Consider the following 15680-nt stretch of genomic DNA (forward strand, 5'->3'; position numbering starts at 1 on the left):
CTCAGGCAAGCAAAGAAGTGTTGCGGGCGGAAAGAAACTGTCTGATCAGACGCGTTACGAGAATGCCGCCATTATTCCGCGCAATTCCGCCAGCCCGCGCATTCGTCCGATCAGCGGATAGCCAGGAGTGCTGTGTCCACCAAGATCGCTCAGCAGTTCTTGTCCGTGGTCGGGCCGCATCGGAATTTGCCAGTCGTCCCGCCTCTGGGATTTGCGGCGGCGCTGTTCGTTCATCAACTCGCGAATGGTGCCGACCATGTCGGTGTCGCCCTCCAAATGCGGAGCCTCAAAAAAGTCCGGCTTCTGACTGTCTGATCCTGCGATGCGTTGGGTATTCCGCAAGTGAACAAAGTGAATCCGGTCGCCATGCCTGCGCACGAAGTCCGGCCCATCGAATTCGGGGGACACTCCCAGCGATCCGGTACACAAGGTTGCGCCGTTCGCCTGCAAATCAACCGCATCTAGAACGGTGCCGTAGTCATCGGTGCTGGACATGATCCGCGGCAGACCAAGCAAGGAGAACGGCGGATCATCCGGATGACAGCACAAGCGTAGTTCCAGTTCTTGGGCGACTGGTGCGACTTCTGACAGGAAGTCGATCAGGTTTGCGCGAAGCCGGTCACGGTCTATATGAGCATAGGTCTGCAACAAAGCGCGCACGTCCTGCACGCTCCACTGATCGTTGGCGCCGGGCAGCCCCGCAGTGACATTGTGTTGCAACTGGGCCTTGGATTCATCCGACATGCGCAAGAAGCGATCCTTGGCCGTTTGCTGGACGACGCTGGAATAGTCTTCGGACGCGCCCGGTCGCTTGAGAATATGTATGTCGAAAACAGCAAAATCGGTCAGGTCGAACAGCATGGCCGTTCCGCCGTGCGGCTGCGGGGCGCGAAGGGCGGTGCGCGTCCAGTCCAGGATTGGCATGAAGTTGTAGCAAACGACTTTGATGCCACGGGCGGACAGGGACCTGAGGCTGGACTTATACGCCTGCAGATGTTCAGCCATGTCTGCGGACTGTGTTTTGATCGCCTCGGAGACGGGCAGGCTTTCGACAACGTCCCAACTGTACCCGGCAGTAGCCAGAACTGCCTGCCGATCGGCGATGCTCGGTTCGTCCCAGGGTTGTCCCGGGGGGATGTGATGCAGTGCGGTGACGATGCCCTGAACCCCGACTTGATGGAGATCGGCCAGGGCGATCGGATCATCGGGTCCGAACCAACGCCAGCATTGTTTCATGGCAGCCATCCTTCATACAGCGGGTGATCGGGCCTGATGGGAAGGGCAACACGCTGCCCGGTGCGCGCCGCGTGATAAATCGCCGTCACAAGGCCGATGGACGCAGCGCCGTCCTGCAGCGTAACGGCCGAATTTGCCTCGGACCGCAGTGCCTTGCCGACTTCGGCAAAGAAGCCTTCGAACCCAATTGGCTCGGCGGCGACGGCCGCAAGAGCCTCGTCGATAGCGGCTTGATCCACCGGGTCCCGCGCGACGAATGTCCAGGGCGATTGACCTGGGGCATAGGGTTCCGTACCTGAGGTGGCGGTCACCTTTTCAAAGACGAACCGCAGGCGGGTTTCGTCCGTGGCGGCGCCTAGTGTGATATTGCTTGTGCACAATGCTCCGGAAGTCATGCCAAAGCAGATCGCTACGCAATCTTCGGTCTCGATCGGGTTGACCCGCGTTGTAGCCATTGCGGACACCCAAGCGATATCACCCGCGATATGAGTCAGTAGATCATGGTTGTGGATGGCATGGCCCAGCACTGCGCCGCCGCGTTCACCGGCCCATGTTCCCCGCCACGGAACCGCGTAATAGTCTGCCCCTCGGGACCAATGGGTTTCAAGCGCGGCAGTTTGAACCGCTCCGGTCAGGCCTGCGCGTTGCAGGTGGCGCAATTGGGCCAGTGACGGACCCCACCGGTATTGAAAAACTGGAAACACATGCTTGCCCGCGCTGCTTGCGGCTGCCGTGATCCGATCCACATCCTGCATCGAGGTCGCAAGAGGCTTTTCGCAGACAACGTGTTTTCCTGCGGCCAGTGCGGCAAGGGTGGTCGGTACATGCAGATGGGGCGGCAGGCAGATGTCGATGACATCAATCGCCGGATCATCCAGCGCGTCTTGAATGTTGGTAAGTGCTCGAAAATTCGCGTTCTGTCGAATCTGTTCGATCCGGTCCGTATTCTGGTCGACAACGGCGGTTACGCGGAAAGTGCGGTCAAGCCGTTCCAGTGCGCTCAGATGTTGCGCACCGATACCTGCGCCAAGGATCGCAACGTTGATCATCCGCGTTCCGCCATTTCCTGCGCGTGCAGTGCCAGTTCCATGACCGTAAAGCAGTGGGTCTGCGTCATCGCGGTTTCCGTCCGGTTGCGGATGTCATCGGCGAGGCGCGAAAAGTAGGGAAGGCCGGCGTTAGATGCGTCGATCTTTTGGCAGGTTTCACCATTGACGAGGATCAGATGGTCCGTCCCTGAGGCCCCACCCACATCAACATATTTTCGCAACTCGATATAGCCTTCGGTTCCTAGGATCGTCAGACGACCATCCCCCCAGTTCGGAAGGGCATCCGGCGTAAACCAGTCAACCCGGATGTAACCGGTGCCATTCTCGCTTCGTAGATTGACCTCGCCAAAATCCTGCAATCCGGGATCGTTGGGGTTTGCGTAGTTCGCCACATAAGCGTTTGTGATTTCAGCGGTTTCCGAACCTGTGTAGTGCAAGAACTGATCGATCTGATGCGAGGCGATGTCGGTCAGAATGCCGCCATAGCGTTCACGCTGAAAAAACCATTCGGGCCGGGTTGCCCGGTTCAATCGGTGGGGGCCAAGTCCGACCGTCTGGATCACGCGCCCGATGGCACCGGCCTCGACCAACTCGGCCGCTCGGGTGCTGACGGGCGTTTCAAACCGTTCGGAAAAATTCACCGACCAGATGCGGCCGGTGTCCGTGACTGTTCGCTTGATCTGGTCGAGTTGTTCGAACGTCGTGCAGCCTGGCTTGTCGGTCATGACATCCATGCCGTTTTGCATGGCCCGGATCGTCAAGGCAGCTCTATCTGCCGGGATTGCGGAAATCAGCGCTAGATCCGCCCCACTGGTTAGGGCGTCTTCCAGTCGGGCCAGCCGCGGAATATCGGGAAACCTTTTGACGTAGCCCGGCAGCGTTTCCGGATCGCCTTGTGTCCAGTAGCCAACGCAGTCCACGCCGATTTTACGCATGTTTTCCGTCATGCCATAGATATGTCGGTGGTCAAGGCCAAGGGCGACGCAGGTCAGGCTCATGAGATGACTCGTGTTTTCTGGCCGGTTCGATTGGCGATCTGCATCGCGTCGATGACGGCGTGGGTCAAAAGGGCACTGCGTCCGGTGGCCATGGGCCGCGTTCCACCGGCGATGGCCTCGGCGAAATCCTCGATAACCGCCTGATGCCAATCATGGGTGAACGCCATGGGATCGGCCCCTCCGCCTGTGGCGGACATTTCGCCAACCGTGGACTTCTGACCATTGAAAGCGGTCAAGGTCAGGACACCTGACTCCAGATGCGCTTTGGCGCGGGTGCCCTGGATCGTGATAGCTTCAGCGGCCCCAGGGTATTCGGCAGTAGTCGCCATCAAAGTTCCCACCGCGCCGCTATCCATTTCAAAGACTGCACCTGCCCAATCCTCGGCCTCGAGATCGTGTAGTGGAGTTTTTCTCATTACAGCCTGAATGTCCGAGATCGGCCCCAGCAGCCACATCGTGAGGTCAAGCGTGTGGATCGCCTGCGAGATCATGACACCGCCTCCGTCGCGTGCATAAGTGCCTCGACCCGGCTCGTTATAGTAGCTCTGATCGCGCCACCAGGGGACACGGATCTCCACTGTGGCGATCGTGCCCAACTCACCCTGTTCAATGGCTGATTTCAGTGCCTGCGAGGCGGCGCGGGCGCGGTGCTGAAAGACGATGCCCAGCGGCGCACCTAACACCTCGCACTGCTCGACAATGGCTGTCGCGGCGTCCAGCGTTCTTTCGATAGGCTTTTCCATCAGGATCGGTTTCGAAGCAGTCGAAAGAACCCGAACCAACTCTGTACGCTGATCAGGCGGGGTTGCGATGATCGCAAAGTCGACGTTTGAGTCGTTTGCGATTTCCTCGACCGAGCTGAACGCGCGAGTGTCGTTTCGCTGCGCGAACTCAGCTGCTTTTTCAGGATTGCGCCCGAGGACGCCAGCAAGATTGAGGCCTTGCTCCGATGCCTGAATGGCAGCGACATGCGTGCCCGAAACCATCCCCAAACCAATCAGCGCAATATTCATTCATTCCCCCGGATCACCCTCTCAGTCTGCGGGTTCGAACGGGAAAGATGCAACCATTAAAAACTGTGTTAACAATTGCGGGCAGCAGCATCGGAGGCAGAATTGACTGGTAATTTGAATGGGATGGCAGAAGATCTGTACCTAGGTATCAAGGACCTGCCGATCGTGTCTCCGCATGGTCACTGCGATCCGCGGTGGTTTGCAGCCGATGCGCCGTTTCCCAACCCGGCAGAGCTGCTGGTGGTTCCCGACCATTACGTGTTCCGTATGCTCTATTCGCAGGGCGTTCCCTTGTCCGAACTTGGCGTTGGAGAAGAGGGGCGAAAGAAGGATCCTCGCGCCGTTTTTTGCACCTTTGCCGAGCACTGGCATCTGTTTCTGGGAACGCCATCCCGGATCTGGATGAACTATGTGTTGCATGAAACGTTGGGCGTGTCTGAGGAGTTGTCTTTGCGCACGGCAGACCTGATTTACGATAAGATCTCAGAAAAGCTGGCGCGACCCGAATTTCGTCCGAGGGCTTTGTTCGACAGGTTTGGGATCGAGGTTCTGGCCACCACAGACTCCGCTCTCGACGGCCTTGCGGAGCATAGGGAGATTAGTACAAGCGGTTGGGGCGGGCGGGTTGTTCCGACGTTCCGCCCAGACGGGGTTTTGGATGGGGCGGACCCGGAGTTTGTACAGAACCTGAACAAGTTGGCCGAGCTGACAGGCTGCGATCTGGGCAGCTATGATGGCTACCTCAATGCGCTCCGAATGCGACGGGCTTACTTCATCCAGCTGGGCTGTACGGCTACCGACCACGGTATCGAACGCGTGCAGACTGAGTGGCTGGACGACCCGGATGCGCTGTACCAACGGCTGAGACGGCAGGACGGGACTGAACAGGATGCTCGCCGGTTCTACGGTCATATGCTGATCGAAATGGCGCAGATGTCTGTCGATGATGGTCTGACCATGCAGATACATGCGGGCAGCAAGCGCAACACGAACGACGCAGTAATGCGGGACTTCGGACGGGACAAGGGGGCCGACATTCCAGTCGCGATGGATTGGGTCACGGGCCTTGAGGCGCTGTTGAACCGGGTCGGAAACTCGCCGGAACTGCGGATCATACTCTTCACATTGGACGAAAGCACCTATGCCCGTGAACTGGCCCCCATGGCGGGACATTGGCCGTGCCTTCGGATCGGTCCGCCCTGGTGGTTCCACGACAGCCCAGCCGGGATTGCGCGGTATTTCGACCAGGTGGTTGAAACGGCCGGATACTACAATCTGGCCGGGTTCAATGACGACACGCGGGCTTTTCTGTCCATTCCTGCGCGGCACGATCTGTGGCGACGAGGTGTTGCGATTCATTTGGCCGAGCAGGTTGGGCGTGGTTACTTCGGTCGGGACAGTGCCGAGCATCTTGCACGGTTGCTTGCGGTCGATCTGGCGAAACAGGTTTACGGATTGCAAAGCTAGATGGGTACTATTCTTCACTTCGGCCTTGGAAACTTCGCCCGGGCGCATTTGCTAGACTACACCGATCAAGCGGGCGGATGGGACGTTGTCGGCGTCAGCCTGCGTTCATCCTCCGTTCGGGATGGATTGGCGCGACAAGGTTTCGAGTACGATTTGTGCGTACAGGGGCAGGGCGTCCGGCGCATCAAAGCTTTGCGGGACGTTCTGGTCGCGCCCGAGAATCGCGCCGCGATTTTCGATGTGATGGCGGATGCCGAGATCATCTCGGCGACCGTCACCGAGAAAGGTTATCACTTGGACGCCGCGGGCAAGCTGAACCTTAGGGGCTCGGCGATTGCCGCCGATCTAGCAGGGCAGGGGCCCACGACTCTGATCGGGTTTTTGGCTTATGGCCTTGCGGAACGGCGCAAGCCTGTGACGGTGCTAAGCTGCGACAATCGCATGGAAAACGGTAAAACGTTAGAAACGGCAGTTGCCGATTTTGCGGAAGCAGCCGGTCTGGACGTGAATTGGAATGCCGTTCGCTTTCCAAACGCGATGGTCGACCGGATCACCCCGGCCACCACGGACGCCGTTCGCGCAATCAGCGGCGATCCTATGGCTGTTCCGACCGAGGCGTTCTCGGAGTGGGTGATCGAAGACAATTTCGCCGGTCCTCACCCGGATTGGCCAAACGTGCAACTGGTCGATGACGTGGCTCCGCACGAGATGCGAAAGCTGCGCATGCTGAACGGGGCCCATTCCCTGTTGGCTTACGCCGGGTTGGAGCGGGGCCTAACCTATGTCCACGAAGCGGTTCAAGACCCGGTTTTACGTCCGCTGGTTTCCGAGTTGATGAAGGATGCGGGCGCAACGCTGCCCGCAGCACTGCAAGCACAGGTTCCGGATTATGCTGAGGCTCTTTTGGGCCGTTTTGAAAACCCCGAGCTGGCGCACCGTCTGGACCAAATCGCGATGGATGGCAGCCAGAAGCTGCCGTATCGGTTTGTTCCCACACTCCGTGAGACCGGCTCTCAGGCGGTGATTGCGGGGATGCGGGCCTGGATCTCCTATTGCATGTCCGAAACTGCGAAAGGTAGGGCGCTGAACGATTCTTGTGCGTTGGAAATCGCCTCGGCCGTCAAGCAGCCAGATCCGATAGTGCCACTTTTGGGCCTTGTCGGAGCTGAGGATCTCGCGCCACTTATCCGGGAATGATCGCGCCGCGGAACCGGACAACGGTGGAAGCTAGGTTGTGTCCGGCCATCAAGGCCTCGGCCTGGGATTTTCCCGTCAGCAAGGCCGCGAGGTACCCACCGTTGAAACTGTCGCCCGCCGCTGTCGTATCCAGCACGTTTTTGGCGGGTTCATAGGTTTGGTCAATGTTCTGGCCTATGGACAGAGGGCCCTGCTCTCCGCGTTTCAAGGCACCGACACCGTGATGATCGGCAAAGCGCGCCGCCACCTGATCAGTGCTTTCCCCGAACAGTGTCATCTCGTCGTCGATGGATGGTAGGGCAATATCTGCACGCTGCCAAAGCCGTTGGTTGATCTGGCGGGCGTGCTCGACGCTGTCCCAAAGACGTGGACGAAAGTTGCTGTCATAGACCAACCGGGCTGAAGCGCCTTCGAGCCAGTCCAGAAGAGCAAGCCTCACCGAATGCGGAAGAATGGCCACGGAAATCCCCGACAAGTAAAGCACGTCGTATCCTTTCAGCGAGTTGAAGTCGTGATCAGCATAAAGCTGGCGGGCGGCTGCCTCGCTGCGCCAATAGGTAAAGCTGCGTTCACCGTCCGCAGATGTCGTGATCGCGTATAGTCCGGGAGAAGCGTTGGGAATGATGCGGACGCCAGATGTCCCGATGCCATGACTGGCGATAAAGTCGGCGATGCGCCCTGAGAACGGGTCGTCGCCCAAACATGTCACATACTCCACCTGCAGATCAGGAGCGGCGCGGTGCATGTAGATGGCCGTGTTCAGCGTATCCCCCGCAACGCCGACCTTTGCGCCGGTTTCCAGCATGGACAATTCAATCATTGCTTCGCCGATGCAGGCAATTCGGGTCATTTCTTTTCTCTTTTCCAGATGATGAGCCCGGCGACCATGATCAGCGCAGCCCCTGCCAATGTGAATGCGTCCGGTACCGTGTCAAAGAACAGATAGCCCCAGATCGCAACGTAGATCAGGAACGAATAGGTGAATGGCATCAACTGGTTCGCTGTTCCGAATCGATGCGCGTTCGTCAGCAGTTGATGCCCGCACCAGCCAAAGACGCCAAGGCTGATGAGGACTATCAGGCTCCACGTGTTTTCCGGCTGGACCCAAAACCAGATGGCGAAGGGCAGCAGGACCACCGTCCCGGTAAGCCCGAGGTAGAATTGCATGGTGTCCACGGCAACCACCCCGGACAGCCTCCGCGTCATGATCGAGTACAAAGCCAAAGCGGTGGCATTGTAGACGATCAGCAGCATGGTCGGATGAAAGGCCGAACCAAACGGCCGCACGACAACCAACACCCCCAGAAAGCCCAGTATGATAGCCGCCCAACGCCATGGACCCACGCTCTCTTTCAACACGAAAACGGACAGGAAGCACACGATGACCGGGCTTGAGAACATGATTGCCGACACAACGGTCAGAGGCAAAAACCGCAGGGCATAAAAGTTGAAAACGGTCGCCGAGATCAGCAGTAAGGCCCGACTTATCACCTGCCATGGATGGTCGGTCTTGAAACGGCTGGCGTCAATCCCGCCCTTGGCGATCACACCCACTGAGATCACGAAGTGACCCGCATAGCGCATGAACGCCAACTGAAATGCCGGCACGCCGGCCAACGCCAACCACTTGGCCCCGAGGTCCACAAGCGAAAAGAATAGCCACGCCGTCAGCATCAGCACGATGCCAAGGCGCGGCAGGTCCGCATTGGGGTTGGCGGTGACGGCCATCGATCAGGTGCTGAAACGCTTGACGTAGTAGTCAACCATCTGGCTGACCATGTCATCCGCCTGACCGTGGTCGCGCGCGTCATTCAGCGCCGAAAGCGCACACTGCGACATCACGCTGGTAACGCCTGCATCGCGTGCCATACGGTCATAATACCCAAGGTCTTTTGCCGCGTTCTTGATGGCAAAAGCCAGCTGGTTTGGATCATTCTCGACGCCATAGGCTTTGACGAAATCCATCATTCCAGAATGCAGCGGCCCTGCGGCCATAACGTCATACACCTGCTTGCGGTCAACACCGGTAATATCTGCCATGGCAAAGGCTTCGGCCATAGCGTTCGCGACGGTCATTCCGAAGAAGTTGTTGATCAGCTTGATCGTGTGTCCGGACCCAACGGGGCCAAGGAAAAAGACGTTTTCGCCCAAATCCTTCAGTGTCGGCTTGGCCTTGTCAAAGGCAGCCTTATTGCCGGACGTCATGATGTTGAGCTTGCCTTCTAGCGCGTGCGAAGGCGTCCGGCCAAGTGGCGCATCCAGGTAGCTTCCGCCAGCTGCGGCAACCTCCTCGGCCAAGGCGCGTGTGCTGCCTGGGAGCGAGGTGCCAAAGTCGATGACGATAGCCCCAGGTTTCAATCCCGCAATCACTCCATCTGGGCCGCGCATTCGGCTCTCGACCTGTTCGGAGGTGCCCATGCACAACATCACGATGTCGTTGGCCTCAGCCAGTTCTTGGGCGTTTTGCATCTCGCGGGCGCCCCGGTCAATCGCAGCGTCCAGGTATGTGCGGTCGCGGTTTCCCAATACAGCGACCGAGTATCCCAGGTCCAACAGTCGGCTCACCATGGCTCCGCCCATTAGTCCCAAGCCGATAAACCCGATTGATGGTTTGCTCATTGGTTTCCCTTTCCGTGAATGTGTCTGGTTTTTATTCTTGTGTCTGATGCGGGCGGCTTTGCAGTTTGAATGCTCATATTGCCCGGCGGATAATCATTGGTTTTTGAGTGGTCCGGTATTTGCCGGACCGCATGTCCATCAGGCCGGCGCCCGCGCTCGAGCTGTTCGCGCCTTCAGCCCCTGTTCGATCCATGATGTGACCTCAAGCGTCCGGGCTGCATCCTCCACGTCGATCAGTGGAGGGGCGCCGTCGATCACGTCAAGGAAGTGATCCAGTTGCGCCTCAAGTGGTGCGCGTTGTTGTTCTGGTCGTGTAAGTTGGTCTTTCTGGGCCGCAGTGCCCCAATCCTTTCCACGCCACAGGGTCATGGAGGGAAAACTGACAGCGCCGCTGGTTCCCGTGATCCACATCATGTCCTGGTGGGTCGTGCCGATATTCGGGTTTTCGCCGGTTCCGGCCTCAAACCCCCAAGGGCTAGGTGCGGTGTCGGCAAAGCTGATGGTGCCCGTCGCGCCGTTTTCGAACGCGATCGCAACAGCCCCGCTTTCTATCCTATCCGATCCGCGGATTGATGCTCCGGGCAGGGCGACGACATCCGAGATTTCTCCGATCACAAAGCGCAAGACATCGATATCATGCACCAGATTGATCATGACTGGACTGCCATCAGATGTCCGCCAGTTCTGTTCAAAATAGCTCTCGGGTTTACGCATGGCCCACAGCAACGAGACGTTGATGACTTGTCCGATCGTACCTTGCGCGATCACCTCTTTCAGGTGCTGCAAGGTTGTGTGATACCGCCGATGGTGGCCTACAAGGCTGCGGACATCGGCCTTGCGAACGGCCGCCCTCAAGCGCCGGGCATCGTCGACCGATGCGGCAACCGGCTTTTCGATCAGCATGTGCCAACCGCGGGATGCGGCCAGAATGCCATGTTCGGCATGCAGGCGGGTCGGCGTCGCGATGATTACGCCATCCACCGGGTCCTGCACCTCGTCCATACTGGCAAAACGCGGCGCGTCGATCTGGATCGAGCCGTCTGGATCGGCCAATCCGACCAACATGCAGCCGGGATGCTCAATAACGGCGCGGACGTGGCGGATACCGATCAATCCGCCGCCGGCTACAAGGATCCGTTTCACATCACCGCTCCGATTTGCCAGGGAACGAATTCGTAGTCACCCAGGCCCTGCGCCTCGGACTTGGTCCGTGTGCCCGAGGCGACTTGGAGCAACCGTCGGTATATTTCCTGTCCTTTTTCTTCGACGGTGGCACTTTTGGTCAGAATGTCGCCCGCATCCACGTCCATGTCTTCGGGCATGCGCGCTGCCAACTCAGAGTTGGTAGCGATTTTCAGCGTAGGCGCCGGTTTGGACCCAAAGGCAGAGCCGCGCCCCGTGGTGAAGCACACAAGGTTGCAGCCAGCCGCGATCTGCCCGGTCACCGAGGCCGGGTCATATCCGGGGCTGTCCATGAAGGTGAAGCCTTTGGCGGTGATGGGTTCGGCGTATTTGAATACACCGGTCAAAGGGGTGGTTCCGCCTTTCGCGGCTGCCCCCAGCGATTTCTCAAGGATGGTCGTCAGACCACCTTGCTTGTTGCCGGGGCTTGGGTTGTTGTCCATCGAACCGTGATTGCGGGCGGTATAGTCCCGCCACCAATCGATCATTCCGATCAGTTTTTCCCCAGTTGCACGACCAAGGGCGCGACGGGTCAAAAGGTGTTCGGCTCCGTAGATTTCGGGCGTTTCCGCAAGAACGCCTGTGCCACCTTGGGCAACCAACAGGTCGCAGGCATGTCCGAGCGCCGGGTTAGCGGTCACACCGGACCAAGCGTCCGATCCACCGCATTGCAGCGCAACCATCAGTTCGGACGCCGGGGCTTCGCTGCGCCGCGCCTCATTGGCAATGGGCAGCATCTGGTTGATCTTGCTGATGCCCATTTCCACGGTCCGGCGCAATCCGGCGACGTTCTGGATGTTCATCGTCTGGAAGGTGGGGCTCTGCTTCAGCCCATACGCGTCCAACAGCCAGTCGATCTGGTTCATCTCGCAGCCCAGACCGACCATCAGAACGGCAGCGTGGTTGGGATGTTTCGCAAACCCCCACATGACCCGCTGAAGAGCTTCGAAACCGTCGCCGGAATCGGCCATTCCGCAGCCCGTTCCGTGGACAAAGGCCACTACGCCGTCGACGTTCGGAAACTCGGCCAGCTTGTCCGGCGTAAAGTGGTTGGCGATCATCCGGGCCGCAGTCGCGGAACAGTTCACGGTGGTCAGAACCGCGATGTAGTTGCGTGTGCCGACCCGACCACTGTCCCTGTGGTAGCCCATGAACGTATCGACCGAGGTGGCTGGCTTCGAGGGCTTGTGATCCGTCGCAAATTCGTAGTCCACGCTGGTGTTTCGGAACTCAACATTGTGGGTGTGCACATGGTCACCGGGTTCGATCAGTTGGGTGGCGTAGCCGATGATCTGCGAGTACTTTCTGACCGGATCGCCGGGTGCAAGAACCCTCGTGGCGACCTTATGTCCCGAGGGGATGCGCGCATTGGTCGTAACATCCTCGACCATATTGCCGACCTCCATGGGCCGAGTTGCAACCACCACGCTATCCGTTCGATCTAAACGTACAAAAGTCATAGTCAGCTTTCTTGGGGGCAGCAGCTAGGCGCAGAACGGCGAGTCCGATGTCCACCGGTGAATATCTATATGCGGTTGTCCAGACAGCCTTGCTCGCGCCGCTTCCCAATTGGACTTGCAGACACGCCAATCTCGCAGCTCGGTTTCGGGGCGCGATCTGGACCTTGCGACGAATCTGGGGAAATGGTCTCGACCAGTGGGCTGGCCCACCGCACTAAAGCGGATGTCGAACGACCAGCGGAACTGGTCCGTTTCATTGACCAGCGAAGCATGTGGCGTCAGAGGGTGAAACAAGATGATCCCGCCAGCCTTGACAGGAAGGGGCACAGCTCGACCTTCGTCGATGAACCCGTCGGCAATACCTGTCTGCGTTCGCGCGCAATGAGGCAGGATGGATTGGTCCTGTGCCTTTGGTAGCACTTGAAGGCAGCCGTTTTCGACCGTTGCATCGTTGACGGCAATCCACACCGTGACCATGTCGGTCTGATCCGCGTCCTCCAAAGCAACCGCCCGGTCCTGATGCCAGTCCGTTGCGGTGATGTGCGCGCGCACCTCATCCTTGGACAGCTTGAGGGCGGGGGGCTTCAGCCGAACGTGCTGGATCGGATTGCTAACCAGCTCTGGCCCGATCAACTGCTCGACAATATCAAGCATGGGCTGGGCCGTCAGCAAGTCGAACACTGCGGGCCCAATATGGAACGGTGTGTCCGCCATGATCCGATCGCCGGGCAACGAGATGTCCAGCGGCTGGAAATAGTCGCAACCGGCCTGATAGGCGGACAGAAGTTTGTCCCAGAAGGTCATTCCTGACGGCTCGTCCTTGACCAACCCTTTTTCGTACCAACCGTCATAGAGCCGGTTCAGGACATCCGAGTATTCGGCCTGTACCCGATCCAGCACATCGCTGGGAATTACATCCTCGACCACGAGGTATCCGTCCGTCTGGAACTTGCCAATCTGATCTTGTGTCAGCATGGGTGCGACCTCACAACAGTAGCGCGATGATGCCAGGCCAGATCAGAAGGACGGAAAGCGCCAGCAACTGGATCCCGATGAATGGCAGGAAGCCGCGGAAAATATCCGTCAGGCTGATATGCGGCGGGGCTACCGACTTCAGGTAGAACGCGGCCGGGCCAAAAGGGGGCGAAAGGAAGCTGACCTGCATGTTCATACAGAACACGACGCCAAACCAGATGGCGACATGACTCGGCTCTAGCTGGCCAAAGACTCCGATTTCTTCGATAGGAAGGCGTAGGACGATCGGCAGAAAGACCGGAATGATCAACAGCACGATGCCGACCCAATCCATGAATGCGCCCATGAACAGCAAGATCAGCATCATCACCAGAATGACCAGCATGGTCGGCAGCTCCTGGCCGACGATAAGGTCGGCCACGTATTGGGGTCCGCCAGCAATTGTGTAGGCACCCGCCAGCGCGGCGGCCCCGATCGTAACCCAGATGATGGTTCCTGTGGATTTTAGGGTCCGCATCAAGCTGTCCCAAACCAGCTCGAACGATCCCTCACCCCGCAGGATGGCGATGATCAGAACGGCGAAGGCGCCCATGCCTGCAGCCTCGGTTATGCCTGTGATCCCACCATAGATCGAGCCAAGCACCACACCGATGACGACCAGCGGCGCAACGAGGCCTTTGCCCATTTCCCACCCTATTTTGGCGCGTTCTCTGCCAAAGACGAAGAAGATCAGCAGAAGGGCGACGATCGTAATACCGGCAAACCAGGGCAGGTAGTCAGCTGTCCCCAATCGCGCTGGTTCACCCTGGCTGGCAGCGTTCGAGCCTGAGAGCTCGAAGAACGCAGCCCGGATAAACAGAACGGTGGAAAATCCTGCGACGACGATGCTCATGAAGGCCCCAAACAGTTTGCGTTTTTCGGCCGGTTCGGGGTCGTTCGGGTCCGGTTCCGGCAGCGGAGCGTGATGAGGATTCAACTGCGTGCGGATAATGATGTACAGGATGATCATCGAGGCCAACATGAAGCCGGGAATGAAAGACGCGGTAAACAGCGACTTGATCGAGGTTTCGGTGATCAGCCCATAGATGATCAGAACGATTGAGGGTGGGATCATGGTTCCCAGCGACCCCGAGGCGCAGATTACGCCGATGGCGAGATTCTGATCATAACCTAGGCGCAGCATCTGGGGCAGGGCGATCAGGCCCAGCAGGACAACTTCACCGCCGATGATACCGGACATGGCCGCCATGATCACCGCCATGATCGAGGTCACGATTGCGATGCCGCCGCGTGTTCTGGACAGCCAGACATTCAGCGACGAATACATGTCGCGCGCGATCCCGGATCGCTCTAACAGCGACGCCATGAAGATAAACAATGGAACTGATATGAGCACGTAGTCCGTTAAGAGCCCGTATATCTTCTGCGCCAGGATATACAGCGGCCCAGTGCCTGGCCGACCTGTTAGGACCCCGTCGCCGAATGAGAACGGGTTCAAAAGCAGTGTCGGTTCGAACTTCAGGACGAGAACCAGAACCGCAAGGGAAGCCGAGGCCAGACCCAACGGCATCCCGATCGCCAGAAGCACGATCAGGGCGACCATCAGGATGAGTGAGATTGTTCCAATATCCATCAGTCTTGTCCCACCGCTCGTTTGATCATTTCAATTTCGTCTTCGTCCGGTTCATCTGTGTGGACTTCCGGTTCTTTGTTCCAATCCGCGACTAGGTTCAAAATTGCTTGCATTGCGACGAGAGTAATCACGATCAGCACCATCGGCTGCAACGTCGCTGGGATCGGAGGATTGAAGGCAGAGCCATAAAGCTCCCATTTATAGAGCTTGTTGACGAACACCTGTTTGTAGCTGCCGTAGACCAGAAAGAAGGCAAACAGCACTATCAGTATTGTCGAAACCGTATCAAAAACGCGTTGAAGCCATCGTGGAACTGCGTCGTAGAGCAGGAATATTCGAATGTGACTGCGTTGTTGCATGGCGTAGTAACCAGACATCAAAAACACAAAGCTGGCGAACCAGAGTGTCATTTCGTTGGCCCACTCGGTCGGCTTTTCCAGGATATAGCGCATGAAGACTTCGTAGAGCATGACGACGGTCATAATTGCGATCATCATCATCGTCACTCGGCCTATGAACAGGGCGAAACGATCCATAACCGTCGTGCCTTCGAACTCCATCGTCGCTGGGCGCACTGTCTTGGTGCCAATCACTGCAAGAAACGGGAGAAGGACAAGCGCGACCACGTCGATGATGTCGACGTACCCTCCAAACACGCCAGACAATTCGGGCGTGATGTCGCTGCGCAGATATATTTCCGTTACCTGACTTTTGAGGGACTCAGAGGTGTAAGGCAGCCAATCCAATAGGAACGCCGGGAGATGCCAAACAAGCCAACTGGCTGTCGCGACGAAGGCCAATGGTATGAGCCATTCAATTGGTCCGCCTGAATTCTTGTGCATCGCTAAGCC

General features: G+C 58.1%; 14 protein-coding genes. 2 read left to right on the forward strand and 12 right to left on the reverse strand.

Annotated elements, in window-relative coordinates; genetic code table 11:
* Window positions 1-54: 54 nt before the first annotated feature.
* From uxuA to ACR0KL_RS03990, 4 genes are read right to left on the reverse strand one after another with little or no spacing between them, the layout of a single operon-like run.
* On the reverse strand, window positions 55-1236 hold the full coding sequence (uxuA, locus tag ACR0KL_RS03975) for a mannonate dehydratase (RefSeq protein WP_170677380.1): 1182 nt from the start codon (window positions 1234-1236) through the stop codon (window positions 55-57).
* Complete coding sequence (locus ACR0KL_RS03980) at window positions 1233-2285, reverse strand: Gfo/Idh/MocA family protein (protein ID WP_170677382.1); 1053 nt, start codon at window positions 2283-2285, stop codon at window positions 1233-1235. The genes uxuA and ACR0KL_RS03980 overlap by 4 nt, the downstream gene beginning before the upstream one ends.
* Window positions 2282-3283: a Gfo/Idh/MocA family protein gene (locus ACR0KL_RS03985; protein WP_170677384.1), complete on the reverse strand. Its 1002-nt coding sequence runs from the start codon at window positions 3281-3283 to the stop codon at window positions 2282-2284. The genes ACR0KL_RS03980 and ACR0KL_RS03985 overlap by 4 nt, the downstream gene beginning before the upstream one ends.
* Complete coding sequence (locus ACR0KL_RS03990) at window positions 3280-4296, reverse strand: Gfo/Idh/MocA family protein (RefSeq protein WP_170677386.1); 1017 nt, start codon at window positions 4294-4296, stop codon at window positions 3280-3282. The genes ACR0KL_RS03985 and ACR0KL_RS03990 overlap by 4 nt, the downstream gene beginning before the upstream one ends.
* A 123-nt stretch (window positions 4297-4419) precedes the next feature.
* Between ACR0KL_RS03990 and uxaC the strand changes: the two genes are divergently transcribed.
* On the forward strand, window positions 4420-5763 hold the full coding sequence (uxaC, locus tag ACR0KL_RS03995; RefSeq protein ID WP_480776701.1) for a glucuronate isomerase: 1344 nt from the start codon (window positions 4420-4422) through the stop codon (window positions 5761-5763).
* Window positions 5764-6960 (forward strand): mannitol dehydrogenase family protein, encoded by a 1197-nt coding sequence (locus ACR0KL_RS04000; RefSeq protein WP_480776653.1) that lies wholly within the window; start codon window positions 5764-5766, stop codon window positions 6958-6960. It abuts the gene before it with no gap.
* Here ACR0KL_RS04000 and ACR0KL_RS04005 read toward each other — a convergent pair.
* From ACR0KL_RS04005 to ACR0KL_RS04040, 8 genes are all read right to left on the reverse strand, one after another.
* Window positions 6947-7810, reverse strand: coding sequence for a sugar kinase (locus ACR0KL_RS04005; RefSeq protein WP_170677390.1), 864 nt, complete (start codon window positions 7808-7810; stop codon window positions 6947-6949). The genes ACR0KL_RS04000 and ACR0KL_RS04005 overlap by 14 nt on opposite strands.
* A complete protein-coding gene (locus ACR0KL_RS04010; protein ID WP_480524733.1) occupies window positions 7807-8688 on the reverse strand; it encodes a DMT family transporter in 882 nt (293 codons plus the stop codon). The genes ACR0KL_RS04005 and ACR0KL_RS04010 overlap by 4 nt, the downstream gene beginning before the upstream one ends.
* Window positions 8689-8691: 3 nt before the next feature.
* Window positions 8692-9627, reverse strand: coding sequence for an NAD(P)-dependent oxidoreductase (locus ACR0KL_RS04015; protein WP_480524752.1), 936 nt, complete (start codon window positions 9625-9627; stop codon window positions 8692-8694).
* Window positions 9628-9717: 90 nt separating this feature from the next.
* Window positions 9718-10722, reverse strand: a complete 1005-nt coding sequence (locus ACR0KL_RS04020) for a Gfo/Idh/MocA family protein (protein ID WP_480776654.1) — start codon at window positions 10720-10722, stop codon at window positions 9718-9720.
* Window positions 10719-12221: a UxaA family hydrolase gene (locus tag ACR0KL_RS04025; RefSeq protein WP_480776655.1), complete on the reverse strand. Its 1503-nt coding sequence runs from the start codon at window positions 12219-12221 to the stop codon at window positions 10719-10721. The genes ACR0KL_RS04020 and ACR0KL_RS04025 overlap by 4 nt, the downstream gene beginning before the upstream one ends.
* A gap of 24 nt (window positions 12222-12245) precedes the next feature.
* Window positions 12246-13196, reverse strand: coding sequence for a phytanoyl-CoA dioxygenase family protein (locus ACR0KL_RS04030; protein WP_170677400.1), 951 nt, complete (start codon window positions 13194-13196; stop codon window positions 12246-12248).
* Between the two features lie 10 nt (window positions 13197-13206).
* Window positions 13207-14829 carry a TRAP transporter large permease gene (locus ACR0KL_RS04035; protein ID WP_142634770.1) on the reverse strand — a complete coding sequence of 541 codons (1623 nt, stop codon included), beginning with the start codon at window positions 14827-14829 and terminating at the stop codon, window positions 13207-13209.
* Window positions 14829-15671 (reverse strand): TRAP transporter small permease subunit, encoded by an 843-nt coding sequence (locus ACR0KL_RS04040; RefSeq protein ID WP_480776656.1) that lies wholly within the window; start codon window positions 15669-15671, stop codon window positions 14829-14831. Before ACR0KL_RS04040 ends, ACR0KL_RS04035 begins: the two co-directional genes overlap by 1 nt.
* Window positions 15672-15680: the final 9 nt, after the last annotated feature.

This window comes from Ruegeria sp. C8 (assembly GCF_056537565.1).

Excerpts from the sequence above, each read along its gene's own strand:
- ACR0KL_RS04040 (WP_480776656.1), bottom strand. The coding sequence starts at position 15,671 with ATGCACAAGAATTCAGGCGGACCAATTGAATGGCTCATACCATTGGCC.
- ACR0KL_RS04030 (WP_170677400.1), bottom strand. The coding sequence starts at position 13,196 with ATGCTGACACAAGATCAGATTGGCAAGTTCCAGACGGACGGATACCTC.
- ACR0KL_RS03990 (WP_170677386.1), bottom strand. The coding sequence starts at position 4,296 with ATGAATATTGCGCTGATTGGTTTGGGGATGGTTTCGGGCACGCATGTC.
- ACR0KL_RS04035 (WP_142634770.1), bottom strand. The coding sequence starts at position 14,829 with ATGGATATTGGAACAATCTCACTCATCCTGATGGTCGCCCTGATCGTG.
- ACR0KL_RS04005 (WP_170677390.1), bottom strand. The coding sequence starts at position 7,810 with ATGACCCGAATTGCCTGCATCGGCGAAGCAATGATTGAATTGTCCATG.
- uxuA (WP_170677380.1), bottom strand. The coding sequence starts at position 1,236 with ATGAAACAATGCTGGCGTTGGTTCGGACCCGATGATCCGATCGCCCTG.
- ACR0KL_RS04010 (WP_480524733.1), bottom strand. The coding sequence starts at position 8,688 with ATGGCCGTCACCGCCAACCCCAATGCGGACCTGCCGCGCCTTGGCATC.
- ACR0KL_RS04025 (WP_480776655.1), bottom strand. The coding sequence starts at position 12,221 with ATGACTTTTGTACGTTTAGATCGAACGGATAGCGTGGTGGTTGCAACT.
- ACR0KL_RS03980 (WP_170677382.1), bottom strand. The coding sequence starts at position 2,285 with ATGATCAACGTTGCGATCCTTGGCGCAGGTATCGGTGCGCAACATCTG.
- ACR0KL_RS03985 (WP_170677384.1), bottom strand. The coding sequence starts at position 3,283 with ATGAGCCTGACCTGCGTCGCCCTTGGCCTTGACCACCGACATATCTAT.
- ACR0KL_RS04000 (WP_480776653.1), top strand. The coding sequence starts at position 5,764 with ATGGGTACTATTCTTCACTTCGGCCTTGGAAACTTCGCCCGGGCGCAT.
- uxaC (WP_480776701.1), top strand. The coding sequence starts at position 4,420 with ATGGCAGAAGATCTGTACCTAGGTATCAAGGACCTGCCGATCGTGTCT.